The organism is Bacillus sp. AR13-1 (assembly GCF_008042285.1).
Classification (GTDB): domain Bacteria; phylum Bacillota; class Bacilli; order Bacillales; family Bacillaceae_G; genus Bacillus_A; species Bacillus_A mycoides.
The window spans coordinates 1-24,032 of the sequence record NZ_QNUA01000013.1; the positions used below are offsets into that span (position 1 = coordinate 1).

The following is a 24,032-nucleotide window of genomic DNA, read 5'->3' on the forward strand; positions in this document are numbered from 1 at the left end:
TCGACTCCTCTCGGGCGCGCTTTTATTAACGGGAAGTGGCTCAGCTTGGTAGAGCACCTGGTTTGGGACCAGGGGGTCGCAGGTTCAAATCCTGTCTTCCCGATTTTCCCAAAAACATGGGGCCTTAGCTCAGCTGGGAGAGCGCCTGCCTTGCACGCAGGAGGTCAGCGGTTCGATCCCGCTAGGCTCCACTTTATTTTTTATATGTCGGAGGTATACCCAAGTTCGGCTGAAGGGATCGGTCTTGAAAACCGACAGGCGGCGAGAGTCGCGCGGGGGTTCGAATCCCTCTACCTCCTCCATTTTTTTAAAAAGTGGTTTAGTTACATATAAAAATGAATAAGATATTAATTTTTCCTTCATGGAGGTATACCCAAGTTCGGCTGAAGGGATCGGTCTTGAAAACCGACAGGCGGCGAGAGTCGCGCGGGGGTTCGAATCCCTCTACCTCCTCCATTTATTTTTAAAACATAATATCGTCGCGGGGTGGAGCAGTACGGTAGCTCGTCGGGCTCATAATCCGAAGGTCGCAGGTTCAAATCCTGTCCCCGCAACCAATGGTCCCGTGGTGTAGTGGTTAACATGCCTGCCTGTCACGCAGGAGATCGCCGGTTCGACCCCGGTCGGGACCGCCATTTTATGTTGGCTCGGTAGCTCAGTCGGTAGAGCAGAGGACTGAAAATCCTCGTGTCGGCGGTTCGATTCCGTCCCGAGCCACCATTTTTTTGTTTTTTTTTATGCCGGCTTAGCTCAATTGGTAGAGCAACTGACTTGTAATCAGTAGGTTGGGGGTTCAAGTCCTCTAGCCGGCATCATTTAGGGGCATAGTTTAAAGGTAGAACTGAGGTCTCCAAAACCTCCAGTGTGGGTTCAATTCCTACTGCCCCTGTAAAGTATGGGCCTATAGCTCAGCTGGTTAGAGCGCACGCCTGATAAGCGTGAGGTCGATGGTTCGAGTCCATTTAGGCCCACCATATATATTCCGCAGTAGCTCAGTGGTAGAGCTATCGGCTGTTAACCGATCGGTCGTAGGTTCGAGTCCTACCTGCGGAGCCATGGCCCGTTGGTCAAGTGGTTAAGACACCGCCCTTTCACGGCGGTAACACGGGTTCGAATCCCGTACGGGTCATAAAAAAAGAGTCAGCATATTGCTGACTCTTTTTTATTATGTATAAGCCTCTTTTTATCACCTTATTTTTCTGAAATAAATAAAGGGATTTAGGAAAAGCTATGGTATGTATTAAAAGGAGGAGATGAAAAATGACGCAAGTTAGAGAACTTATGAGTACTCATATCGTACATTGTACACCATTAGACAATGTATATGAGGCAGCTGTAAAAATGAAAGAAGAATCGGTTGGATTGATTCCTGTTATTGAAAATAAACAAGTTGTTGGGCTTGTTACTGATCGAGACTTAGTTGTTCGTGGGATTGCTGAAAAACATCCTGGATCTAATCAAATTACAAATGTAATGACAACAAACATTGTTTCAGTTTCTCCAGATGATTCTATTGAAAAAGCTACAGAATTAATGGCACAATATCAAATTAGACGGTTACCGGTTGTTGAGAGCGGTCAACTTGTTGGGATGCTAGCACTAGGTGATTTAGCTATAAGAAAATCAGCAGATGATCAAGCAGGGTTTGCTTTAAGTGAAATCTCAGAGCATACGGAATAAACTATTTATAAAGATCAGATACATTATTCTAGTATATACGGATTAAACTAATATGTTAGCGTGATGTATCTGAGACATTATATAATAAGTATAGCGTCAATATTTTTGACAGTTTTTTTAAATTTGTCATTCCTGATTTTTAATAAGAGAAAAAATGATATACTGAGAGATATAAGTATTATGATAGATTTTGAATATAACAATATTCATCGTTAATGATGTAATAATGAATTAATATTTCCTACATAGATAAAGTGAAACTTTAATTATTGGGGGGTGTCCATCCCAAAATAATTATTAGTTGAACCAATCGGGCTTTTATGGGCAGTTTTATCTCCTACCTAACTTCCTCGCATTCGCAGAATTTTGAGGTGGGAGTCTTACTGCCCGCAAATAGCGGGATAAAAAGGGAAGGGGAATTATATGAGGGCTGTACAGGGCGATCCAAATTGGAATTTGGTTACAGATACATATATAGAACCAAATGATTTCGCTGAGTTATTTTCTTTGCTTGTACCTTGTCATCCAAAAGGTGAAGGGAAAGAGCGAACTATATTAGTATGGAAAGAAAAAGAATTTTATAAAGAAGAAAATTTAGCGCCATTTATCGTATATGGCATGAATAAAGTAAAGAATTTACCGCAGTTTCATAAAGATGAAATTCCAACTCTAGTACGTATTCTTCGTTTATGTCAAGAGATTGGTTGGTATGAAGAGGCAAATGCTTTTATGATAACCCAAGGGCTAGATGAATTTGTCCGAACTTCATTGGAGTATGAAACATGGGATCTTTTGACGAAAGCAGTTGCTTTAAACTATTTAATTATTAAATATCGTATTGGTGAATTAACAGCTGAGGATGTAGAAATTTGGGATCGAGTTAAATTTAATGAGAAATGTATAACAGATTGCAAACATCTATTATCTCATAAAGAAGTATTGGAATTTACATTCTTTTATATGTGTAAGCGAGCTAAGCTACTGTCAAAAGAGCAATTAAATAGTGATATGATGAGTCTGGCAATGTATTGTAATACTTTTGTGTATGATTTATATACACATGACTTATTACGGAAGTATCGTAAGTGTACAGACTTCCTATCATATTATGGACCTAGTCAAGCGGTTTTAGCTTGTCAAAGAGCTGTACTTTCACAAATTTCCGATCGATTAGACCCTTTAAAGACAACTCATGTAGATGATTATTTATATGTGATGAAAGAAATGATGGAGCATATGACGATAGGGGTAATGGATCGGTATGGTCATTTTATTGGAAAGCTACTATCATATGTACCATTTTTCGAAATGATCCAAGTTCCACAGCATGCATATTACTGTGAAGAATTACTGTATATTTGTAAGGGAATTGAATACAAAGAAGAAATACTACGCAATTATATATTTATACAATTACATGATTGTTTACCATCATTCTTTAAACTATTTCTTAAAAATAAGCGTTATGCAACGATTCATGATATTCTTTTCTATTGGTGCGACGATGAACAAAGAATGAGCTTAGAGAAAAAATATAATCTTAGTTTCATTTATGAAAAATATGCTTGTGGATAAACCATATTTTTCATATTAAAAATTAATATAAATTAAAAAGGATCTCAAGTTTATGTGAGATCCTTTTTTTGTTAGTAAAGCAAGGAGAAAGTACCTAAGATAAGAAATAACATTCCATAAAGGAGAAATTGTGCAGTATAACTTCCTTGTATACCAAAAAAAGTATTCATTTTTTCATATAAATTCAATATATATTTCATTGGATTATCTTTGAAAGATTGGTACACAGTGTCTCCTCTTTCTAAGCTTCTTGTTCATGTTTTTGGTTATTAGGAACATGAACGTATCTAGCTATGAATAATAAAACACCTATAAAGAATACAGGAAGTACGGTAGATAAATAAAAACCATTACTAATTATATTTGTTACAAGAGCACTTAAAAGAAAAATTACATTATAAATATGGGCAATTTTTTGTTTTAGCCGCATTTGTAATGCTTCCATAATGATTTCTAAAGCAACAAAAGCAATAATAATAGATAAAAATACAGTGTTCGTATTATAAATGATTAAACAACAGATTAAACCTAAAAAGGCCAGGTATTCAATAAAGAGAGGTATATTGCGTGGCATATAATTTACCTAACTAAATATGGCAGTGGGTTTACTGCATTTGTTTTTTCAAAATTCCATTCCCCATTATGTAATTCAAAATGGAGATGTTGCCCGTATGAATGACCTGTGTTTCCCATATGACCTACTAATTGTCCAGTTTGTACTTGATCACCAGCTTGTACAGTGCGATCCTTCATATGAGCATAAACTGTTGTATATAATTTCCCATTTATTTGATGGGCGATGAACACGACATTGCCGTAGCTAGCCGAATAATAAGATTTCACAACCTTACCTGCAGCAGCAGCTTGAATAGAGACATTTCCTTGTGCTGCTATATCTATACCATAATGCATTTGCTCCCAGCGCATATCAAAAGTGGAGCTGATTTTCCCTTGAGTAGGGAATTTGAAAACTGCTGGAATTGATGCAGGTTGAGCTGTTTTAGCTTGTGGTTGATTTTGCACTACATAGTGTTTTGCTACATATCCGTATCCTGTGCCAAAACGAATTTTATACCAAGTACCTACCGTTTCTACTACTTGTACTTGTGTACCATTTTGTAATGAGCCAAGTAGAGTGCCACTTGTGCTAGCATTGCTACGTACATTTAATTTTGGTGTTGCAACAGTATACGAAGGAGAACCTTGTACTGTTACACCTTTTACTAGAGGTGTGGATCCATTAGATACAAATGTTTTTTGTACGTAACCAATTTGACCGTTATGTAATATTTTGTACCAATCTCCTTGTTCACCTTGAATGGTAATGAATTGACCATTTGGTAATATATCTAGAATAGAAGACTCTGTATTAGGTTCAGAACGAACGTTTAATGCGTTTGCAGTTACGATATATTGAGACTTTGGTTGAACATTTTTTTTGAATAGAATTGCATCTTTTTTCATATAGCCTGTTTTGTTGTTAACAGATACTTTATACCAATCTTGAACTGTTTCAAGAATAGTAACCGGGCTATTAAATCGAATGGTATCAACTATTGCACTGTCTGTATGGCTATTTTGATGTAGTGCAACGTTGTCAATTTTTACATATCCAGTTTTTACTGTAGATGGTTGCTTAGCAGCCGCTGTTTGTATATCGGATTCTCCCATAGAAGGAAGTAAAGAAGCAATTGCGATAGTAGTTGCTGTTAAAGCTGTGGCTTTCATATTCATGTAATAAAGACCTCCTCTAGTTGTATAGTTGTAATTTTATTATAGTATAAAGATATAATATATTGGTCGTATTCACATAAATGTAATATGAAATCAATAAAAATAATGTCAGAAGAGAGATTCGTATATAAATATTGTATATATCATTTGTGAGGTCGCATTTATATTTGTTTAACACGTTAAGAATTAATTCTTAATTAAGAAAATTAAAACAGTTGATGATGTCTTATGGCGATGTTATACTGACAGTGATAATTTTATAGTTTGCTAGGAGGGCTGGTGTTGCCAGCTGAGAGTAGGGCCATAAGCCTTTGATCCTTTTTATTACCTGATCTAGATTATGCTAGCGTAGGGAAGCAATTCGGACATTAACAATGAGTCCCCGTTTCTTTGCGTATAGAAACGGGGCTTTTTTATTTGAAAATTTCATATTAACACCACTAGGGGTGCTTTTCGTGCTGAGAGAGGAATAATCCTTAACCCTTACAACACCTGATCTAGATAATACTAGCGAAGGGAAGTGGAACAACGAATAAATTATAATTTTATTTGCTGTAACCACTTCTTATATACAGAAGTGGTTTTTTTATTGAGATAAATAGATATATAGGAAGGGGAATTATTAATGAAATTTTGTGAAAGATTATTTGATACGGTGCAGCCTGTTTGGGAGAAAAGTCATAATCATCCGTTTGTAGTAGGTATGGGGGATGGTACGTTGGAAAAAGACAAATTCCAGTATTATATTATTCAAGATTATTTATATTTGTTAGATTATGCAAAGCTATATGCAATTGGGGTTGTAAAGGCAACGAATCCACAAGTTATGGCAAAATTTGCAGAGCAAATTGATGGGATTTTAAATGGAGAAATGACGATCCATAAACAGTATGCAAATAAACTTGGCATTACTGTAGAGGAGATAGAATCTGCGAAACCATCTGCTAAAAATTTAGCCTATACAAATTACATGATGTCTGTATCTCAAAATGGCACACTTGCAGAATTAATATCAGCTTTACTTCCATGTATGTGGAGCTATTGGGAGATCGGAAAGCGTTTAAATGATATTCCTGGAGCAAGCGATCATGAGTTCTTTGGAGAGTGGATTCAAGGATATTGTTCTGAAGAATACGGTAACCTTTGTATTTGGTTAATAGATTTATTAAATGAAATGGCAGTTGGAAAGTCAGAGAAAGAGCTAGACCGATTAGAGGAGATTTTCTTATATTCCAGCCGATTTGAATATTTATTCTGGGATATGGCTTATCGTAAGGAGATGTGGGGTTTTGAGGAGCAAGAACATACTACAGTTTCATAATGTTTCCTTTCATTATGATGAGAAACCAATCATCAATGAATTAAATGCTTCTATACAAGATAAAGAGTTTGTAAGTATTATCGGGCCGAGTGGATGCGGGAAAAGTACTTTATTTCGCCTTATTACAGGCTTAGAAGAGGCAAGTACTGGACAGATAGAGCTGACAAAAACAAAGAGTCATCCTGTAGGGTATATGCCCCAAAAAGATATGCTCTTGCCGTGGAGGACGATTATTGAGAATGCTGCCCTGCCGCTAGAGTGCCAAGGTGTGCAGAAGAAAGAAGCGCAAGTAAAAGCGAAACAACTGTTACATAAATTTGGTTTACAAGGGTACGAGAAAAAATATCCGAAAGATTTATCTGGTGGTATGAGGCAACGCGTATCTTTTATCCGAACTTTATTAACAGGCGGGGAGATATTATTGTTAGATGAACCGTTTAGCGCATTGGACGCTTTAACGAAGGCATCTTTGCAAGAATGGTTGTTTGAACAATGGAAAGAGTGGGAAAAAACAATTTTATTTATCACTCATGATGTTGAAGAAGCATTGTTTCTTTCTAATCGAATTTTGGTTGTAGAAAATCAACCGATAGCAACTTTAACTGAGCGAATTGTGCCGCTTGATCGTAACCGAACAAGAAAAGATTTATATAAGCCTGAAGTGTTAGCGCTTAAAGAAGAGCTCCTTAGTATGTTACAAAGGCAGGTACTCGTATGATGAATCGCTTGAAGGAGTTATTACCTGCCCTAATATTAAGTGGAATTTTACTTGCTCTGTGGGAAGTAGGAGCAAGAATTGTAGATGAGATGTACATTTTGCCATCACCTTCTGCAATTGTAATGAAGATATGGGCGCTGAAAGATATATTATTTACCGTTCATTTACCTGCAACGTTGTACGTCGTTTTAATAGGCGTTGTTATTTCTATCGTACTGGGCGTAGGGCTAGCAATGTTAATGAATGCGAGTACGTGGATGGAAAGAGCATTTTATCCGTTATTAGTTGCTTCACAAACCATCCCGATTACTGCGCTTGCGCCGCTCTTCGTTTTATGGTTTGGATATACCATCTGGAGTAAGGTTGTTGTTACCGTTTTAATTACGTTTTTCCCAATTGCGGTCAATACGTATGATGGACTGCGCAGTACGAAAAAAGAATGGGAGGAGCTATTAGTTACATATGGTGCAACGAAAAAAGATGTTTTTCTAAAGCTAAAGTTGCCATCTGCTCTTCCTTACTTTTTTTCAGCGTTAAAAATTGCGGTACCACTTAGCGTTATTGGGGCAGCGATTGGTGAATGGCTCGGTGCACAAGCTGGGCTTGGATATTTCAGTAAAAGAATGATGACGCAGTTAGACGGAGCTGGTGTATTTGCACCAATCGTATTGTTATCATTATTAGCTATTTTCTTCGTCATACTTATTTCCATATTGGAAAAGAAATTTATTAGTTGGAGGAAACATTCATGAAATTATTAAAACGCATCTTTGTGTTTACATTATTAGTTGCAATGATTGCAGGATGTTCGAGTAACTCGGCATCAGATAAGAATAAATCAGAAAAAGAAATAACAGTAATGCTTGATTGGTACCCGAATGCGGTACATAGCTTTATTTATACGGCAATTGAAAAAGGATACTTTAAAGAAGAAGGAGTCAAGGTGAATATTAAATTCCCTTCTAATCCGACTGATCCATTAACGCTAGCGGCAGCAGGGAAAGTGACAGTTGGTTTGTATTATCAACCAGATGTTGTCATGGCAAAAGCAAATGAACAAATTCCAGTGAAATCAATTGGAGCTGTCGTACGTTCACCGTTAAATCATGTTGTATCACTGAAATCAGCAGGCATTCAATCGCCAAAAGATTTAGAGGGGAAAACAGTTGGATATTCTGGAACACCTTTAAGTGAGATGTATTTAAAAACGATGGTAAAAGAAGCTGGTGGTAATCCAGATACAGTGAAAGTAGTCGATGTTGGCTTTGATTTAGTACCAGCATTAATTACGAAAAAAGTGGATGCGGTAACAGGGGCATACATTAACCATGAAGTACCTGTTATGCGTCATGAAGGTCATGAACCAGCATACTTTAATCCAGCAGATTATGGTGTACCGAACTATCATGAGCTTGTGTTTGTAACGGGTGATAAAACGTTGAAAAAAGATAAAGAAGCATTGCAAGCCTTTTTACGTGGGGCACAAAAAGGGTATGACTTTATGAAGAAAAAACCCGATGAAGCATTAAATATTTTATTAAATCATCAAGAAAAAGAAAACTTCCCGCTTGTACCAGAAGTTGAAAAAGAAAGTATGAAAATTTTATTAGAGAAGATGGAAACGAAAGATGAGCCATTCTTATCGGATTCAAAAGAGTCATGGGAGAAACAAAACAAATGGTTGAAAGACAAAGGAATGACGAAAGAAATCGTTCCAGCCGATGAATTATTTGAAAACATTTTAAAGTAGGCGAATGAATATGAAAAATGAGCTCCATGTAATCTCAAATGGCCATATGCCATTCGAAGAGTTAGTGAATGTAGCGATGCAAATTGAGAGTGAGATCGATTATTTGCATATTCGTGAGCGTGAGAAAAGTACGAAGGAATTGTATGAAGGTGTGGAAAGTCTTTTGGGGAAAGGCTTTCCAGCATCGAAGATAGTGATAAATGATCGAATTGATATTGCTATTCTATTAAATATTCCGCGTGTTCAGCTAGGATATCGAAGCGCAGATGTAAGGTTAGTAAAAGAAAAGTTTTCTTATTTGCATGTCGGTTATTCAGTACATTCGCTAGATGAAGCGATAGTAGCATTTAAAAATGGAGCAGATTCACTCGTTTATGGTCATGTATTTCCGACAGATTGTAAAAAAGGTGTGCCAGCGAGAGGATTAGAAGAAATTGCTCATATGGCAAGTTGTTTATCCATACCAATAACTGCAATTGGTGGGATTACCCCTGAAAATACAGGTGATGTTCTTGCAAATGGTGTAAGTGGCATTGCTGTTATGTCCGGGATTATAAGCAGTAGTAATCCGTATAGCAAGGCGAAATCTTATAAGGAATCAATAAGAAAGTGGGCGGAAAAACATGTGTAAGAAGTATGATGTAGCGATTATTGGCGGAGGTGTAATTGGTAGTTCAGTTGCACACTTTCTAGCAGAAAGAGGGCATAAAGTAGCGATTGTAGAGAAGCAAAGAATCGCATCTGAAGCTTCGAAAGCAGCTGCTGGTTTGCTCGGTGTTCAGGCAGAATGGGATGCATATGATCCGTTGTTTGAGCTTGCTAGAGAAAGCCGTGCTATATTTCCACAACTTGCAGCAGTTTTACGTGAAAAAACAGGCATCGATATTGGGTATGAAGAAAAGGGCATTTATCGCATCGCTCAAAATGAAGATGAGAAGAAAAGAATTCTTCATATTATGGATTGGCAGCAGAAAACAGGTGAAGATTCCCGATTTCTAACGGGGGACCATTTACGGGAAAAAGAGCCGTTTCTTTCCGAGTCAATTATAGGGGCGGTGTATTATCCGAAAGATGGTCAAGTTATTGCACCAGAGCTTACGAAAGCATTCGCACATTCTGCAGCAATTTCCGGAGCTGATATATATGAACAAACAGAAGTGTTTGATATTCGTATTGAAAATAATAAAGTGACTGGAATTGTGACAAGCGAAGGTGTAATCACATGTGAAAAAGTCGTTATCGCCGGAGGATCATGGAGTACGAAATTGCTACATTATTTTCAGAGTGATTGGGGTACATATCCTGTTAAGGGGGAGGTTGTTGCAGTAAGAAGCAGGAAACCTCTGTTGAAAGCTCCTATTTTCCAGGAGAGGTTTTATATTACGCCGAAGCGCGGTGGCCGTTATGTGATTGGGGCAACGATGAAGCCTCATACATTTAATAAATCTGTACAACCAGAAAGTATTACTTCCATATTAGAGCGTGCGTATACAATATTGCCTGCTTTAAAAGAAGCAGAATGGGAAAGTACGTGGGCTGGGTTAAGACCGCAGTCTAATCATGAAGCTCCTTATATGGGAGAGCATGAAGAAATAAAAGGTTTATATGCTTGTACTGGACATTATCGAAACGGCATTTTATTAAGTCCTGTTTCTGGTCAGTATATGGCTGATTTAATAGAAGGAAAGCAGGAGAATCACTTGCTAGATTCATTGCTTTCTAAAACGGTTTAGAAAGGGGATGGAAGTTTGAATTTAAAAATTAATGGTAACCAAATTGAAGTACCAGAGAGTGTGAAAACAGTAGCTGGGCTACTTACACATTTAGAGTTAGATAACAGAATTGTTGTAGTAGAACGTAATAAAGATATTTTACAAAAAGATGATCATAACGATACATCTGTTTTTGATGGGGACCAAATTGAGATTGTAACTTTCGTAGGAGGCGGTTGATTATGTTAAACATTGGACAATTTTCATTTCATTCTAGACTTTTATTAGGAACAGGGAAATTCCCTGATTTTGATGTGCAGCAAAAGGCAATTGATGTTTCTGAGGCTGAGATTTTAACATTCGCAGTACGTCGTATGGATATATTCGATGCGAAGCAGCCTAATTTATTAGAGAAACTTGATGTGAAAAAATATACGTTATTACCGAATACAGCAGGAGCAAAAAATGCTGAAGAAGCTGTTCGTATTGCAAAATTAGCAAAAGCTTCTGGACTTTGTGACATGATAAAAGTAGAAGTTATTGGTGATGATAGAACGTTATTACCTGATCCAGTAGAAACGTTAAAGGCATCTGAAATGTTACTAGAAGAAGGATTTATCGTTCTACCATACACATCTGATGATGTTGTATTAGCTCGTAAATTACAAGAACTTGGTGTACACGCGATTATGCCAGGAGCATCACCGATTGGTTCAGGGCTTGGTATTGTAAATCCATTAAATTTAAGTTTCATTATTGAACAAGCGACAGTACCAGTTATCGTTGACGCTGGTATTGGTAGTCCAGCTGATGCAGCATTTGCAATGGAATTAGGAGCAGATGGTGTGTTATTAAATACTGCAGTATCTGGATCGAACGATCCTATTAAAATGGCATATGCAATGAAATTAGGTATTGAGGCAGGACGATTAGGGTTTGAAGCAGGTCGTATTGCACGTAAACGTTGTGCAACAGCAAGTAGTCCTTTAGAAGGAATGAGCGTAGTTGAATAATCGATATTCTCGCCAAGAGCTATTTTCTCCAATTGGGGAAGAAGGGCAACAAAAGATAAGGACAAAGCATGTACTTATTATCGGTGCAGGCGCATTAGGTAGTGCAAACGCAGAGATGTTTGTAAGAGCAGGCGTCGGTCAAGTAACAATTGTTGACCGTGATTATGTCGATTGGAGTAATTTGCAAAGACAACAATTGTATGCAGAGAGTGATGTAGAGAATAATCTTCCGAAGGCTGTAGCGGCAAAAAAACGTCTAGAAGAGGTTAATAGTGAAGTAAGAGTAGAAGCTCTCGTTCAGGATGTAACGGCTGAAGAGTTGGAAGAACTCGTTACAAATGTTGATGTAATCATCGATGCGACTGACAATTTTGAAACACGTTTCATTGTGAATGATATATCGCAAAAATATTCTATTCCATGGGTTTATGGGGCATGTGTAGGGAGTTACGGTCTTTCTTATACTATTCTTCCAGGAAAAACGCCATGTTTATCTTGTTTATTACAATCGATTCCGCTTGGCGGAGCGACATGTGATACAGCGGGGATTATATCGCCTGCTGTGTCTCTTGTCGTTTCTCATCAAGTAACGGAAACACTTAAACTGTTAGTAGAAGATTATGACTCGCTTCGAGATGGGCTTGTATCATTTGATGTATGGAAAAATGAATATTCATGTATGAATGTGCGAAAGCTTCGTAAACATAATTGTCTATCGTGTGGTGAACAGGCAGTATATCCATATTTAAATAAGGAAAACACTTCAAAAACAGCAGTGTTATGCGGGAGAAATACAGTTCAAATTAGACCACCTCATAAAGAGGAAATGGATTTTGAACAATATAAAAAATTGCTGAATGATCGCGTGAATGATTTGAATGTAAATCCATATTTATTATCATTTTCGGTTGAAGAAAAGAGATTAGTTGCTTTTAAAGATGGCCGTGTACTTGTACATGGCACGAAAGATATAAGCGAAGCGAAAACAATTTATCATCGCTATTTTGGGTAGAAAAGGATGAGTGGGATGAAAGTGAATAAAGCTTTAACAATTGCAGGGTCTGATAGCGGAGGCGGCGCTGGGATTCAGGCGGATTTAAAAACATTCCAAGAGCTTGGTGTGTATGGAATGACGGCTATTACAGCAATTACTGCTCAAAATACGTTTGGCGTTCAAGGGGTATATCCTGTTTCTTTAGAAGGGATTACGGAGCAGCTGAATTCAATTGGTACGGATTTAACGCCAGATGCTGTGAAACTGGGAATGTTATTTAGTAGTGAAATTATTCAAATTGTGGCAGAGCATATTAAGAAATTTGGCTGGAATAATATTGTGCTAGATCCTGTTATGATTGCTAAAGGCGGTGCGTCATTATTACAACAAGAAGCAGTACAAGCATTAAAAGAATATTTATTGCCAGTAGCAACTGTTGTCACACCGAATGTTCCTGAAGCAGAAGTGTTAACTGGAATGGAGATTCATAATGTAGAAGATAGTAAGGAAGCTGCAAAAGTATTGCATGAATTAGGGGCTAAATATGTGCTTATGAAGGGCGGACATGCAGAATATCAAGGTAATGAAGTAATTGATTTACTCTTTGATGGTGAGCAGTTTATTGAATTTAGAAGTGAACGAATTCCTTCGAAGCAAACGCACGGAAGTGGGTGTACATTTGCTTCAGCGGTTACAGCAGGACTTGCGAAGGGCTACTTGATGGAAGAGGCAGTTCAAGAAGCAAAACGATTTATTAGTATAGCAATTGAAGAGCCATTGAATATTGGAAGTGGTCATGGGCCGACGAATCATTTTGCATATAAATTGAATAAGACGCATGTATAAAGATACGAGAAGCCAGTTTGTTAACTGGCTTTTTTTGTGTTTACTTTTTCCAAATACAGGAGTAATATATCAGCCAGAATATATTTTTTGTAATACGCTGAGTCCAAATGTATGGAGCGGAGGAACCAATTTGTGCGTCGTCACTAGGGGTGAATCTTTCAATGTTGAAAGTAGGGCTACTCTCAAAGTCCGAATCCGACAGCTAACTTCGTAAGCGTCTTGAGAGAGGACGGTGCCATGATGGATACATCACTTCATCGGTCTGATTAGTATAGGAGAATATCAATCTATGTTTGAGTTCTTTTATGCTAAGGAGGATGAGGTACATGGAACTAACACTTATTTGTGTTGGAGAAAAAAACAAGGTAAAGAGTTTAAGAGAGCTAGTAGCATTTCAGCATGAGTTAATTATTTTTACAGCCAATGAAGAGATAGCGGCTGAAGTTAGAGAGTATGGGTTTGAATCAGCTTATAGCTGTAATAAGGAGAAGGATTTTACTAGTATTTGCACACGTATTAAGAAGGTGATTTTACTAGGGGATGAGCTTCCGATAGTTAGTTTCTTCACAGAACACATTCGTTTTTCTTTTCAAGCGCCTATTACTGTTGTTACAAAGAATAAACGCTATCCGGCCAGGCTCTATGAAACAATTGGAGCTAAATTTGTAGTGTTTACGAACTGTGATAATATTTCTTTTTTATTTTTTGAATAAGGTGGGGGAAATGAAGATGAAAGTGTTGTTACTAGGAGATATAGCGAATCGTTGGGCGATATCGGTAGAGAGAGTTCACGAATTGGTAGTGCTCGATCCTCTTTTTCCAGGTCCATATATTATATTACCATCAAAAGATGTTTTGTATTTAGAGGCGGATATTACCGAATATGAGCAGTTACATGCGGAATTATCACAAGTTTATATTCGAGGGAGAAATTTGCGTGCTTTTTTGCGTGGAGAATAAAGGTTGAATGAAAAAAGAGCGAATGCTGAGTGCAACAAGCTATGCACTTCATGTAATTCGCTCTTTTTATTTCGTATTTAAAAGATCATTTCTGTGAAAAAGAAAGGAAAGACGAGAAAACAGATGAAAAAATATTAATAACAACTAATGTAAACGCTTAAATAGATGGATATTTTCTTATTTTCAGTAATTTACCCCTTTACAAGTTAAATTTAGAGGAGTATATTTACTCTCATAAATCATTCGTAAAATTTCCAAAAAAAACCTAAAATCGCTGAGTTCCAGAAATGGAGCGGGGGAACCAATTTTGTGCATTGTCACTTGGGGTGAATCTTTCAATTTTGAAAGTAGGGCTACTCTTTAGGCCCGAATCCGACAGCTAACCTCGTAAGCGTTTAGAGAGGAGGTTTACTTTGTGTTGTTCGTTTCGAACACTAAGTAGAGCTTAGTGTTCTTTTTTTGATAACTAGATGGTAAAAATTAACAAAAGTGAGGGGTAGTTATGTTAGATGTTGTAATGATCGGTATTTTTGTTGGGTTAGTCGCATCGATGGCAAGTCTTGCAAGTTGGTCAGATAAAGTTGTGAAAGAAGGGAAGCAATCATGATGATTGCCTTATCGGTTATTGTTGCAGCGATTACGGTGTACTTAGTATACGCATTATTAAATCCAGAAAAGTTTTAATTAGGGGGAATCATTCATTATGATTTGGGTTGCAGTCGTTATTACAATGCTCTTGTTTATTTTAGTAGCAAAGCCAACGGGGATTTATTTAGAGAAAGCCTTTCAAGGTAGCAAGAAGCTAGATAAAGTATTCGGGCCTTTTGAGAAACTTATTTTTAAAATTACAGGTGTAAAAGGATACAATCAAACGTGGAAACAGTATGCATTATCATTAGTTCTACTCAATGGATTTATGATTGTCGTCGTATATTTCATTTTCAGATTACAAGGTGTATTGCCATTAAATCCAGCGCATATTGAAGGGATGAAGCCTACGCTCGCTTTTAATACAGCGATTAGTTTTATGGCTGATACAAACTTACAACATTACAGCGGTGAAAATGGTTTATCTTATTTATCACAATTAATCGGGATTACATTTTTAATGTTTGCGGCACCAGCAACGACGTTAGCCATCGTTATGGCATTTATAAGAGGGCTCGCTGGAAAAGAACTTGGTAACTTTTTCGTTGATTTTACGAGAGCGTTAACGAGAGTTTTTCTTCCTATCGCATTTATTGCGGCGTTAGTCTTTGTCGCACTTGGTGTACCACAAACGTTAGATGGGGCGGTTACAGCACAAACAATTGATGGTGCGAAGCAAAGTATTTTACGTGGTCCAGTTGCATCATTCGTTTCCATTAAGGAACTTGGAAATAACGGCGGAGGATTTTTCGGAGCAAACTCTACACATCCTTTCGAAAATCCAGGGCAAATGAGTAATATTTTGCAAATGATGCTTATGATGTTATTGCCAACAGCACTTCCATTTACGTACGGAAGAATGGTAGGAAATAAAAAACAAGGACGTACCCTTTTCGTTTCACTATTTATGGTGTTTTTACTCGGATTTATAACGATTACTACATCTGAATTAAATGGTAATCCGGCATTAAATGGAATGGGTATCGAACATGTACAAGGAAGTACAGAAGGAAAAGAAGTGCGATTTGGAACAGTATTTTCTTCACTATACGCAACAGTAACGACAGCTGCTGAAACAGGGGCCGTTAATACGATGCATGATACGTTAACACCAATTGGCGGATTAGTACCACTCGTAAATATGATGTTGAATACAGTATACGGTGGTGTTGGAGCGGGCTTTATTAATATTATTATGTATGCAATTATTGCAGTCTTTATATCTGGATTAATGGTCGGAAGGACACCAGAGTTTTTAGGTAAAAAGATTGAAGGTAAGGAAATGAAATTAATTGCAGTAACGATTCTATTTCATCCATTACTTATTTTAGGATTTTCAGCATTAGCTCTTTCAACAAGTTTAGGAACGGATGCGATTTCTCACTCCGGTTTTCACGGTTTAACGCAAGTTGTATATGAATACACATCGTCAGCTGCGAATAACGGATCTGGATTTGAAGGATTAGCAGATAATACACCGTTTTGGAATATTACGACTGGTTTAGTTATGTTTTTAGGACGTTATTTCAGTTTAATTACGATGCTAGCTGTGGCAGCTTCATTGAAAGAGAAGACGGTAGTACCAGAAACAGTCGGAACGTTCCGTACGGATAATGGTTTATTTGGAGGAATCTTTATTGGAACGATTGTAATTGTTGGTGCGTTAACATTTTTCCCGATGTTAGTACTCGGCCCAATTGCAGAATTTCTTACATTGAAGTAATGGAGGGTAAATGATGAGACCGGTAGTAGTAAAAGAAAAACAAGTAAATCAGTCACAAATACATGCTGTAGAAGATGAAGTTAGACAAGCGAAAACGATGGATCGTGATATCGTGACACATGCGATGAAACAATCCTTTGCGAAATTGAACCCGAAAGTAATGATAAAGAATCCGATTATGTTTGTTGTGGAAATTGGATTTATCATTACGTTAATTTTATCCTTTCTTCCAAGTATTTCCAGTAGTGTACCAGGATGGTTTAATATAACAGTTTCTCTTATTCTATTATTTACAGTTTTATTTGCTAACTTTGCAGAAGCGTTGGCTGAAGGTCGTGGTAAAGCGCAAGCCGATTCTTTAAAACAATCGAAGAAAGATGTGTTTGCAAACGTTGTAAAAGAAAATGGAGACATTGTTCAAGTTTCAGCAACTGATCTGAGAAAAGGTGACGTTGTTATTGTAAAACAAGGAGAAATGATTCCGAATGATGGTGAAGTAATTAAAGGATTAGCGTCTGTAGATGAATCTGCAATAACAGGAGAATCAGCTCCTGTTATAAAAGAAGCGGGTGGTGATTTTTGTTCCGTAACAGGCGGTACGATGGTCGTAAGTGATGAGATTACGATTGTAATTACGAGTAACCCTGGCGAATCATTTATTGATAAAATGATTTCTTTAGTAGAAGGAGCTGCGCGTCAAAAAACGCCGAATGAGATTGCTTTAAATACAGTATTAACGAGTTTAACGCTTATTTTCTTAATCGTCGTTGTGACGTTGCCGATTTTCACAAATTATCTAGGGTTTCAAATTGATACTGCTGTACTTGTAGCGTTGTTAGTTTGTTTAATTCCAACGACAATTGGTGGGTTATTATCAGCGATTGGTATTGCCGGGATGGACCGCGTGACAAAGTTTAATGTGCTAGCAATGTCAGGGAAAGCAGTAGAAGCTGCGGGTGATATTAATACAATTATTTTAGACAAAACGGGTACGATTACTTTCGGGAACCGTATGGCACATACACTACTCCCTGTGGGAAATGAAACGATTGAACAAGTAGGAAAATGGGCTGCGATTAGCTCAGTTTTAGATGAAACACCAGAAGGTCGATCTGTTATAGAATATGTACAAACGAAATCTATATCATATAATAGAGAAATTGCAGAACAAGGTGAATTTGTTCCATTTAAAGCAGAAACAAGAATGAGCGGTGTTGATTTACAGGATGGAACGAAAGTGAGAAAAGGTGCTGTTGGTGCCGTGATTGAATGGGTTCAATCGCAAGGCGGGATGATTCCAAAAGATGTGAATCAAAAAGCAGATTTGATTTCAAAAGAAGGCGGAACACCACTTGTAGTTGCAGTAGACAATCGTATTTACGGTTTAATATATTTAAAGGATACAGTGAAACCTGGTATGCGTGAACGTTTTGAACAATTGCGCCAAATGGGGATTAAAACGGTTATGTGTACAGGTGATAATCCGTTAACAGCAGCAACAATTGCAAAGGAAGCAGGAGTAGATGAATTCGTTGCTGAGTGTAAACCAGAAGATAAAATTGCGGTTATTAAAGCAGAGCAAGACAAAGGGAAACTTGTAGCGATGACAGGTGATGGTACAAATGATGCCCCGGCATTAGCGCAGGCGGATGTTGGATTAGCGATGAATAGTGGTACGACAGCTGCGAAAGAAGCAGCGAATATGATTGATCTAGATTCGAATCCAACAAAAATCATTGAGGTTGTAGGAATTGGTAAGCAATTGTTAATGACGCGTGGTGCGTTAACAACGTTTAGTATTGCAAACGATATAGCAAAATACTTTGCAATCATTCCAGCGATGTTTACATTAGCAATTCCGCAAATGGAAGCATTGAACATTATGAAATTAACATCGCCACTTTCAGCGATTTTATCAGCATTAATATTTAATGCAGTTATTATTCCACTACTAATTCCGTTAGCGATGAAAGGTATTGCGTATAAACCGATGAGTTCTAATGCATTGCTTAGCCGAAACTTACTCATTTATGGGCTTGGTGGAGTTATCGTTCCATTCATTGGAATTAAAGTAATTGATATGATTGTCGGCTTGTTCATATAAGGAAGAGGGGAAAAAAGATGGCGAAAAAACAAAGTATAATTTCACCAATTATTCGTATTACTTTTATATTTCTAGTTTTGTGCGGCCTCGTATACCCACTTATTGTAACTGGTATTGCGCAAGCGGTAATGAAGGATAATGCGGATGGAAGTCTTATATATAATGATAAAGATGAAGTAGTTGGTTCAAAATTAATCGGTCAAAATTTCACAGATCCACGTTATTTTCATGGACGTGTCTCTAGTATAGAATATAAAGCAGAAGCATCTGGTTCAAATAACTATGCACCGTCTAATCCAGATTTAGCAAAACGAGTTGAGAAAAGTATTGATGACTGGAAGAAACAAAACCGGGCCATTCCAGTTACAGAAGTACCAATAGATTTAGTGACGAATTCAGGTTCAGGGCTTGATCCTGACATTAGTCCGAAGGCGGCTTCTGTACAGGTAGATCGCATCTCGAAATTAACGAATATTTCGAAAGAAAAGCTAGATCAATTGATTAAGGATCAAACGGAAGGTGCAGCGCTTGGCTTGTTTGGAGAAGATCGCGTGAACGTCTTAAAGTTAAATTTAGAATTACAGAAACTAATGAAATAGTAACAGTGCTACCTCAATCTAACGGATTGAGGTAGCGTTGTTTCGAAAGAAAGGTTGTGAGTGTTTTGTATGCGGATGACTATAAACCGACGTTTCAAAGGCGAACGCCAGAAGAGTATTTAGAATATATTCGGCAGCAAAATCGCGGAAAGTTAAAGCTATACGTAGGGGCTGCACCTGGAGTTGGGAAAAGTTATAAAATGCTATTTGATGCAAGAGAGATGAAAAAAGACGGTATTGATATTGTAGTTGGTTTAATTGAAACACACGGTAGAAAAGAGACGGAAGAAGCAATTGCTGATTTAGAAAAAGTTCCTTTAAAAGAAATAGATTATAAAGGGAAAGTATTTTATGAACTTGATGTAGAAGAAATTATAAAGCGGGCACCACAAATTGTTGTTGTGGATGAACTTGCGCATAGTAATATTCCCGGATCGAAAAATAAGAAACGTTACATGGATGTGCAGGAATTGTTAGATGCCGGTATATCTGTATTATCAGCGTTTAATATTCAACATTTAGAAAGCGTTCATGATATTGTAGCTCAAATTACGAATGTCAAAGTACGAGAGCGTATTCCAGACTTTATTTTACAAAAAGCAAATGAAATTCAGCTTGTTGATGCAACACCTGAGGTACTCCGGAAGAGATTAATAGATGGAAAGATATATAAGGAAGAAAAAATTCAACAAAGCTTACAAAACTTCTTTACGATAAATAATTTAGGGGCATTAAGAGAGTTATCACTTCGAGAAGTTGCAGATGATATGGATGAGAAAATTAGCCAAACAGTAATAGAACCGATCGGTGTGAAAGAAAAAATTCTCGTTTGTGTACAATACAGTTCAACAGCAGAGAAATTAATACGGAGAGGTTGGCGCATGGCTGATCGGCTAAATGCTGAATTGTATGTGTTAAACGTTGAAAGAGAAAATATAGATTCTATTTCAGCAGGCAAAAAGCAAACGATTGAAGAATGGAAATCGCTAACGAATCAATTTGATGCGAGCTTTGTATTAGAAGAAGCAAAGGGAAGAAAGCCCGCTGATGTTATTATTGAAGTTGCAAAAAGACTACAGGTGACACAAGTTTTACTTGGGCAATCGGCGAGAACACGGTGGGAAGAAATACGAAAAGGTTCTATTGTAAATGAAATTATGAGACAAACGAAGTATATTGATATTCATATCGTTGCTGATCAAAGAGCTTAAGAGACCATCTATAGGTCTCTTAAGCTCTTTGTGCAGCATGGGAATGTAGCATTTTCATTGCGTGTAAAACTATAAGTAGAAATATAATTGCCCCTAGGAAGAAAATCCAAAAGTAATTTTGATTAAATAAAAGAAACCCACCTACAATAGGCCCTGTACCCATACCAAGATAGCGAATGAAGTTGTACATACCGATGGCAGTTGCGCGTTCTTGTACGAATTCTTCCGTTAATAAAGTAGTGTGAGTCGGCATAGAAAGTCCCATACTAAAACCGTATAAAGAGGTAACGATAATTACGGATGGGATATTGATGCTATATGTGAAAGAGAATAAAGTGACACATATAATGTTGAAGAAACTAGTGATGAATAAAGCCTGCTTTGTTGTGAAATGTTTTTGCAAAAATTTGTAGCAATAGCTTCCTAACATAAGAGAAAGGGACATCGGTACAAACATAAGACCAATTTCGCTTGCGCTTAGATGAAATATATTTGTTAATATGCTAGGTAAAAAAACGAGGAAACAGAAATATATACAAAATTGAATAAAGCCAATAAGTGTAATGGAAAATCCAGTTTTATTTTTTAAGATAAGCCAGTAATTCTTTTTTGCTTTAGGTTTCTCAATTACATTTGGTTTTGTTTCTGGAAGTAGTGAAATGTTTATAATTAATAAGATGATGCCAATTGTAGATAAAAAAAGAAATACAGATAAGTGGCCATTTATACTGCCGAGATAGCCACCTATGAGAGGACCGATTGCAGGTGCGAGAGCAAGTAACATTTGATAAAGGCTCATCGCTTCTCCGCGTTCTTTTCCTTCAAATAAATCACCGATAATCGTTGCTGCAACTACAGGTATAGCCGCTATTCCTATAGCTTGAACAGCTCTAAAAAATAGAAATAAGTAAATGTTTGGTGAGAAAGCACAACCAATTGAGCCGATTGTACTAATGATTAAACTAGGGATAAGGACAGATTTTCTTCCCTTTGTATCAATTAAAGGTCCGTATATGAGCTGCATAACCGCAAGAACGAATGTGAAAAGTGAAACGGTTAAATTTACAAGATAAAGAGAAGTATGAAACGAATTTTGAATCATCGGCAAGATAGGTGTATAAATATTTTGAGCGAAGGAACCGAGTAAGGCACTCATACAGACAACATATAAAATGAAATTCAGTTTGGTTTTTTCCATAATGTTAACCTCCTTGTCATTTGGTTTCCTTGGAAACTAAATTAATTTTAACATGATTTTCTCACTTGTAAAGATGAAAAAATGATTTTAAAATGGTATATAGTTAAATTGTTTCTTTGGAAACTTAGGAGGCGAATGGATTGGAACGTACAGCGAAACAAATGGAAATACTTTCGGATATTCGTACACTTTTTCATAAAAAAGAAGAGCATTTGAAAGAAAATAATGAGAAGTTTCTTCGTGAGACAGGTGTAAGTGGTATGTCTTTATCTGAGTTACATGTTATCGAGTGTATCGGAAAAAATGGTCTGATGAATGTAACTGCTATTGCAACAGAAATGGGAATGACGAAAGGCGCAATCTCTAAAATTTGTACAAAGTTGTTTCAAAAGCAATTCGTTGAGAAAATGCAAATGTTAGATAATCAAAAAGAAATTTTCTTCCGCTTAACGGAAAGAGGAGATGAAATATATAAAGCTCATGAAAAATTGCATAAACAAGCTGAAGAAAAGTGGCTGTTACTTTTAGATGGATATACGAAAGAAGAGCAAGATTTTATTCAAAGGTTTATAAAGGATGTCTCTGGTCATTTGGAAATATAATTGGAAGAAAAAACCCCTCCATTTCAAGCCTTTTCAATATAATTTCTGAAAGAACTCATATATAATAGAAAAAGATACTTAACATAGTGAATAATTAAAGAGTCAATATATATAAAGAGGAGAGAATAACATGCTTGAAAATACGGGGTTAGTATTAGAAGGCGGCGGTATGCGTGGTGTATATACGGGCGGGATATTAGAATATTTTATGGAACAAGATTTATATTTTCCATATGTAATTGGTGTATCAGCTGGTGCTTGTCATGCAGCGTCGTATCTTTCCAGACAAAGAAATAGAAATAAAACAGTAAATATTGATTATGCATCACATCCGCAGTATTTATCGTATAAAAACTTGTGGAAAAAACGTCAGCTATTTGATATGGAATTCATTTTTCATGAAATTCCAGAAAAGCATGTACCGTTTGATTTTGAAACATACTTTAATAGTCCAGAGCGTTTCCTTGTAGGAACAACTGATTGTGAAACAGGACAGTCTGTTTATTTTGAAAAAGAGGGAACGAATGATGATGCACTAAATTTATTGCAAGCATCTAGTTCATTACCTTTCATTGCACCGGCAGTAAACTACCGAGGTAAGCAATTGTTAGATGGCGGGATTTCAGATCCGATTCCAGTTCGTAAAGCACAGGAAGATGGATTTAAAAAATCAGTCGTTATTTTGACGAGAAATCATGGTTACGCGAAGAAAAAATCAAAATTTGGTTGGATTGCAGCAAAGGCTTATAAGAAGTATCCAAACCTTGTAAATACGATGCTGAATCGTTATGAAGTGTATAATGAAACACTTCACTACATTGAAAAAGAAGAGCAAGCTGGTAATTTATTTGTTATTCGCCCAGAAGTGCCGCTTCAAGTAGATCGTATGGAAAAGGATACGGCTAAATTACAAAGTTTATATGAGCAAGGCTATGAAGATGCAAAGAGACAATTTGCAGATTTACAGGCGTTTTTGCAAAAATAATAATTAGGCTGTGGAGAAGGAGTTCTCTGCAGCCTTTTTTATTATTGGTTTCAATACCGAATGTTGGTTATATACATTTTGGGATTATGGTATAATATGGATAAAAGTATGTAGAGAGGTGATACATATGGAAAATGTATATAAAGGGCTTAGACATACTGGATTTACAATGTTGCTTATTTTTGGTGGCGTATTTCTACTACGCTGGTTCATTCATGATGAAATGTTATTAGATCAGCTTATTGGTTTTAGTATAGGAATGGTAATGGTTATTTCATCAGTGTTCATTCAAAAGTATAGTAAAGAATTGCAGGTAAATGAGAAATATTAAAGGTTTCTAACCTCTTTTAAGTAGTTTGGTCGTAGAGGAGGCTTTCATATGACTTTTTTATTTGCGGTATATTTTGTTTTTATTATGACATTGTTAATTACATTTCTTCTTTCTAAAAGATCATTTGAGAAGCCTTTTATTAAATATATACCAGCGTTCATATTGTTTATTTTGGCTTTCATTTCTTCTATTATTTTTATATTTAATAACGGAATGGGAGAGCTTATGATAGCAATCTTCTTAGGTGTTACAGCAATAGCGAACGGTCTTTTGCTTTTTGCGTTGAAAGTAGTTCGTGTGATTGTTGCAAAAGGAAAGTAGCGCATCG

Annotated in this window: 27 protein-coding genes, 12 tRNA genes and 4 riboswitches; of the genes, 36 read left to right on the top strand and 3 right to left on the bottom strand. The window is 36.8% G+C overall.

Going from position 1 to position 24,032, the window contains the following annotated elements:
• Positions 1–29: 29 nt before the first annotated feature.
• From DN408_RS11660 to DN408_RS11725, 14 genes are all read left to right on the top strand, one after another.
• A tRNA-Pro gene (locus DN408_RS11660) sits at positions 30–103 on the top strand.
• Between the two features lie 15 nt (positions 104–118).
• Positions 119–191 (top strand) — tRNA-Ala (locus DN408_RS11665).
• Between the two features lie 18 nt (positions 192–209).
• Positions 210–302: transfer RNA gene (locus tag DN408_RS11670), tRNA-Ser, on the top strand.
• Positions 303–363: 61 nt separating this feature from the next.
• Positions 364–456, top strand: a tRNA-Ser gene (locus DN408_RS11675).
• Positions 457–480: 24 nt separating this feature from the next.
• Positions 481–557: transfer RNA gene (locus DN408_RS11680), tRNA-Met, on the top strand.
• A gap of 2 nt (positions 558–559) precedes the next feature.
• Positions 560–635, top strand: a tRNA-Asp gene (locus DN408_RS11685).
• A gap of 9 nt (positions 636–644) precedes the next feature.
• Positions 645–720: transfer RNA gene (locus DN408_RS11690), tRNA-Phe, on the top strand.
• A 19-nt stretch (positions 721–739) separates the two neighbouring features.
• Positions 740–812: transfer RNA gene (locus tag DN408_RS11695), tRNA-Thr, on the top strand.
• Between the two features lie 6 nt (positions 813–818).
• Positions 819–889, top strand: a tRNA-Trp gene (locus tag DN408_RS11700).
• A gap of 8 nt (positions 890–897) precedes the next feature.
• A tRNA-Ile gene (locus DN408_RS11705) sits at positions 898–974 on the top strand.
• A 7-nt stretch (positions 975–981) separates the two neighbouring features.
• Positions 982–1,056, top strand: a tRNA-Asn gene (locus tag DN408_RS11710).
• Position 1,057: 1 nt separating this feature from the next.
• Positions 1,058–1,129: transfer RNA gene (locus DN408_RS11715), tRNA-Glu, on the top strand.
• A gap of 131 nt (positions 1,130–1,260) precedes the next feature.
• The gene (locus DN408_RS11720) at positions 1,261–1,680 is read left to right on the top strand and encodes a CBS domain-containing protein (RefSeq protein WP_002125317.1); all 420 of its coding nucleotides are present in this window, start codon (positions 1,261–1,263) and stop codon (positions 1,678–1,680) included.
• 423 nt (positions 1,681–2,103) lie between these two features.
• Positions 2,104–3,255 (top strand): DUF3965 domain-containing protein, encoded by a 1,152-nt coding sequence (locus tag DN408_RS11725; RefSeq protein ID WP_002125318.1) that lies wholly within the window; start codon positions 2,104–2,106, stop codon positions 3,253–3,255.
• 241 nt (positions 3,256–3,496) lie between these two features.
• Here the strand turns inward: DN408_RS11725 and DN408_RS11730 are convergent, their stop codons facing one another.
• Entirely contained in the window at positions 3,497–3,829 is a 333-nt protein-coding gene (locus tag DN408_RS11730) for a hypothetical protein (protein ID WP_078178466.1), read from the bottom strand.
• A 5-nt stretch (positions 3,830–3,834) separates the two neighbouring features.
• The gene (locus DN408_RS11735; protein WP_078178467.1) at positions 3,835–4,989 is read right to left on the bottom strand and encodes an SH3 domain-containing protein; all 1,155 of its coding nucleotides are present in this window, start codon (positions 4,987–4,989) and stop codon (positions 3,835–3,837) included.
• Between the two features lie 259 nt (positions 4,990–5,248).
• Positions 5,249–5,361: riboswitch (TPP riboswitch) on the top strand.
• Between the two features lie 60 nt (positions 5,362–5,421).
• A riboswitch (TPP riboswitch) is annotated at positions 5,422–5,525 on the top strand.
• Between the two features lie 89 nt (positions 5,526–5,614).
• On the opposite strand from DN408_RS11735, the gene tenA reads away from it, so the two are divergent.
• The 18 genes from tenA (at position 5,615) to kdpDN (ending at position 20,588) form a co-directional block, all read left to right on the top strand.
• On the top strand, positions 5,615–6,310 hold the full coding sequence (tenA, locus tag DN408_RS11740) for a thiaminase II (protein WP_002125324.1): 696 nt from the start codon (positions 5,615–5,617) through the stop codon (positions 6,308–6,310).
• Positions 6,279–7,028 carry an ABC transporter ATP-binding protein gene (locus DN408_RS11745; protein WP_078178468.1) on the top strand — a complete coding sequence of 250 codons (750 nt, stop codon included), beginning with the start codon at positions 6,279–6,281 and terminating at the stop codon, positions 7,026–7,028. The genes tenA and DN408_RS11745 overlap by 32 nt, the downstream gene beginning before the upstream one ends.
• A complete protein-coding gene (locus DN408_RS11750) occupies positions 7,028–7,780 on the top strand; it encodes an ABC transporter permease (RefSeq protein WP_033708231.1) in 753 nt (250 codons plus the stop codon). The genes DN408_RS11745 and DN408_RS11750 overlap by 1 nt, the downstream gene beginning before the upstream one ends.
• A complete protein-coding gene (locus tag DN408_RS11755; RefSeq protein ID WP_002125329.1) occupies positions 7,777–8,778 on the top strand; it encodes an ABC transporter substrate-binding protein in 1,002 nt (333 codons plus the stop codon). Before DN408_RS11750 ends, DN408_RS11755 begins: the two co-directional genes overlap by 4 nt.
• A 10-nt stretch (positions 8,779–8,788) precedes the next feature.
• Entirely contained in the window at positions 8,789–9,409 is a 621-nt protein-coding gene (gene tenI, locus DN408_RS11760; protein WP_016101785.1) for a thiazole tautomerase TenI, read from the top strand.
• Entirely contained in the window at positions 9,402–10,511 is a 1,110-nt protein-coding gene (thiO, locus tag DN408_RS11765; protein ID WP_002186756.1) for a glycine oxidase ThiO, read from the top strand. Before tenI ends, thiO begins: the two co-directional genes overlap by 8 nt.
• Positions 10,512–10,526: 15 nt before the next feature.
• A complete protein-coding gene (gene thiS / locus DN408_RS11770; protein WP_001049509.1) occupies positions 10,527–10,730 on the top strand; it encodes a sulfur carrier protein ThiS in 204 nt (67 codons plus the stop codon).
• Positions 10,731–10,732: 2 nt separating this feature from the next.
• Positions 10,733–11,503 (top strand): thiazole synthase, encoded by a 771-nt coding sequence (gene thiG / locus DN408_RS11775; protein WP_002125333.1) that lies wholly within the window; start codon positions 10,733–10,735, stop codon positions 11,501–11,503.
• Positions 11,496–12,515, top strand: a complete 1,020-nt coding sequence (locus DN408_RS11780; protein ID WP_002125334.1) for a thiazole biosynthesis adenylyltransferase ThiF — start codon at positions 11,496–11,498, stop codon at positions 12,513–12,515. The genes thiG and DN408_RS11780 overlap by 8 nt, the downstream gene beginning before the upstream one ends.
• A gap of 15 nt (positions 12,516–12,530) precedes the next feature.
• Positions 12,531–13,343, top strand: a complete 813-nt coding sequence (gene thiD, locus DN408_RS11785; protein ID WP_147740109.1) for a bifunctional hydroxymethylpyrimidine kinase/phosphomethylpyrimidine kinase — start codon at positions 12,531–12,533, stop codon at positions 13,341–13,343.
• 85 nt (positions 13,344–13,428) lie between these two features.
• A riboswitch (cyclic di-AMP (ydaO/yuaA leader) is annotated at positions 13,429–13,576 on the top strand.
• 93 nt (positions 13,577–13,669) lie between these two features.
• Positions 13,670–14,056, top strand: coding sequence for a hypothetical protein (locus DN408_RS11790; protein ID WP_002010661.1), 387 nt, complete (start codon positions 13,670–13,672; stop codon positions 14,054–14,056).
• A 16-nt stretch (positions 14,057–14,072) separates the two neighbouring features.
• Positions 14,073–14,303: a hypothetical protein gene (locus tag DN408_RS11795; RefSeq protein WP_016101779.1), complete on the top strand. Its 231-nt coding sequence runs from the start codon at positions 14,073–14,075 to the stop codon at positions 14,301–14,303.
• 262 nt (positions 14,304–14,565) lie between these two features.
• A riboswitch (cyclic di-AMP (ydaO/yuaA leader) is annotated at positions 14,566–14,711 on the top strand.
• A 94-nt stretch (positions 14,712–14,805) separates the two neighbouring features.
• On the top strand, positions 14,806–14,910 hold the full coding sequence (locus DN408_RS11800; protein WP_000887888.1) for a SipW-dependent-type signal peptide-containing protein: 105 nt from the start codon (positions 14,806–14,808) through the stop codon (positions 14,908–14,910).
• The gene (gene kdpF / locus DN408_RS11805; protein ID WP_000972378.1) at positions 14,907–14,987 is read left to right on the top strand and encodes a K(+)-transporting ATPase subunit F; all 81 of its coding nucleotides are present in this window, start codon (positions 14,907–14,909) and stop codon (positions 14,985–14,987) included. The genes DN408_RS11800 and kdpF overlap by 4 nt, the downstream gene beginning before the upstream one ends.
• 19 nt (positions 14,988–15,006) lie before the next feature.
• Positions 15,007–16,674, top strand: a complete 1,668-nt coding sequence (gene kdpA / locus DN408_RS11810; protein WP_078178471.1) for a potassium-transporting ATPase subunit KdpA — start codon at positions 15,007–15,009, stop codon at positions 16,672–16,674.
• Positions 16,675–16,687: 13 nt separating this feature from the next.
• The gene (kdpB, locus tag DN408_RS11815; RefSeq protein ID WP_002125344.1) at positions 16,688–18,778 is read left to right on the top strand and encodes a potassium-transporting ATPase subunit KdpB; all 2,091 of its coding nucleotides are present in this window, start codon (positions 16,688–16,690) and stop codon (positions 18,776–18,778) included.
• 17 nt (positions 18,779–18,795) lie between these two features.
• Positions 18,796–19,377 carry a K(+)-transporting ATPase subunit C gene (kdpC, locus tag DN408_RS11820; RefSeq protein ID WP_147740110.1) on the top strand — a complete coding sequence of 194 codons (582 nt, stop codon included), beginning with the start codon at positions 18,796–18,798 and terminating at the stop codon, positions 19,375–19,377.
• 56 nt (positions 19,378–19,433) lie between these two features.
• The gene (kdpDN, locus tag DN408_RS11825; protein ID WP_087946251.1) at positions 19,434–20,588 is read left to right on the top strand and encodes a KdpD-like non-kinase potassium sensor; all 1,155 of its coding nucleotides are present in this window, start codon (positions 19,434–19,436) and stop codon (positions 20,586–20,588) included.
• A gap of 19 nt (positions 20,589–20,607) precedes the next feature.
• On the opposite strand, the gene DN408_RS11830 is transcribed toward kdpDN, so the two are convergent.
• Positions 20,608–21,786: an MFS transporter gene (locus DN408_RS11830; RefSeq protein WP_002169125.1), complete on the bottom strand. Its 1,179-nt coding sequence runs from the start codon at positions 21,784–21,786 to the stop codon at positions 20,608–20,610.
• 140 nt (positions 21,787–21,926) lie between these two features.
• Between DN408_RS11830 and DN408_RS11835 the strand changes: the two genes are divergently transcribed.
• From DN408_RS11835 to DN408_RS11850, 4 genes are all read left to right on the top strand, one after another.
• Positions 21,927–22,388, top strand: coding sequence for a MarR family transcriptional regulator (locus tag DN408_RS11835; protein WP_078178472.1), 462 nt, complete (start codon positions 21,927–21,929; stop codon positions 22,386–22,388).
• A gap of 130 nt (positions 22,389–22,518) precedes the next feature.
• On the top strand, positions 22,519–23,373 hold the full coding sequence (locus DN408_RS11840; protein WP_002140445.1) for a patatin-like phospholipase family protein: 855 nt from the start codon (positions 22,519–22,521) through the stop codon (positions 23,371–23,373).
• A 127-nt stretch (positions 23,374–23,500) separates the two neighbouring features.
• Positions 23,501–23,704, top strand: a complete 204-nt coding sequence (locus DN408_RS11845; RefSeq protein ID WP_000432819.1) for a hypothetical protein — start codon at positions 23,501–23,503, stop codon at positions 23,702–23,704.
• Between the two features lie 48 nt (positions 23,705–23,752).
• On the top strand, positions 23,753–24,025 hold the full coding sequence (locus tag DN408_RS11850) for a hypothetical protein (protein WP_000143386.1): 273 nt from the start codon (positions 23,753–23,755) through the stop codon (positions 24,023–24,025).
• Positions 24,026–24,032: the final 7 nt, after the last annotated feature.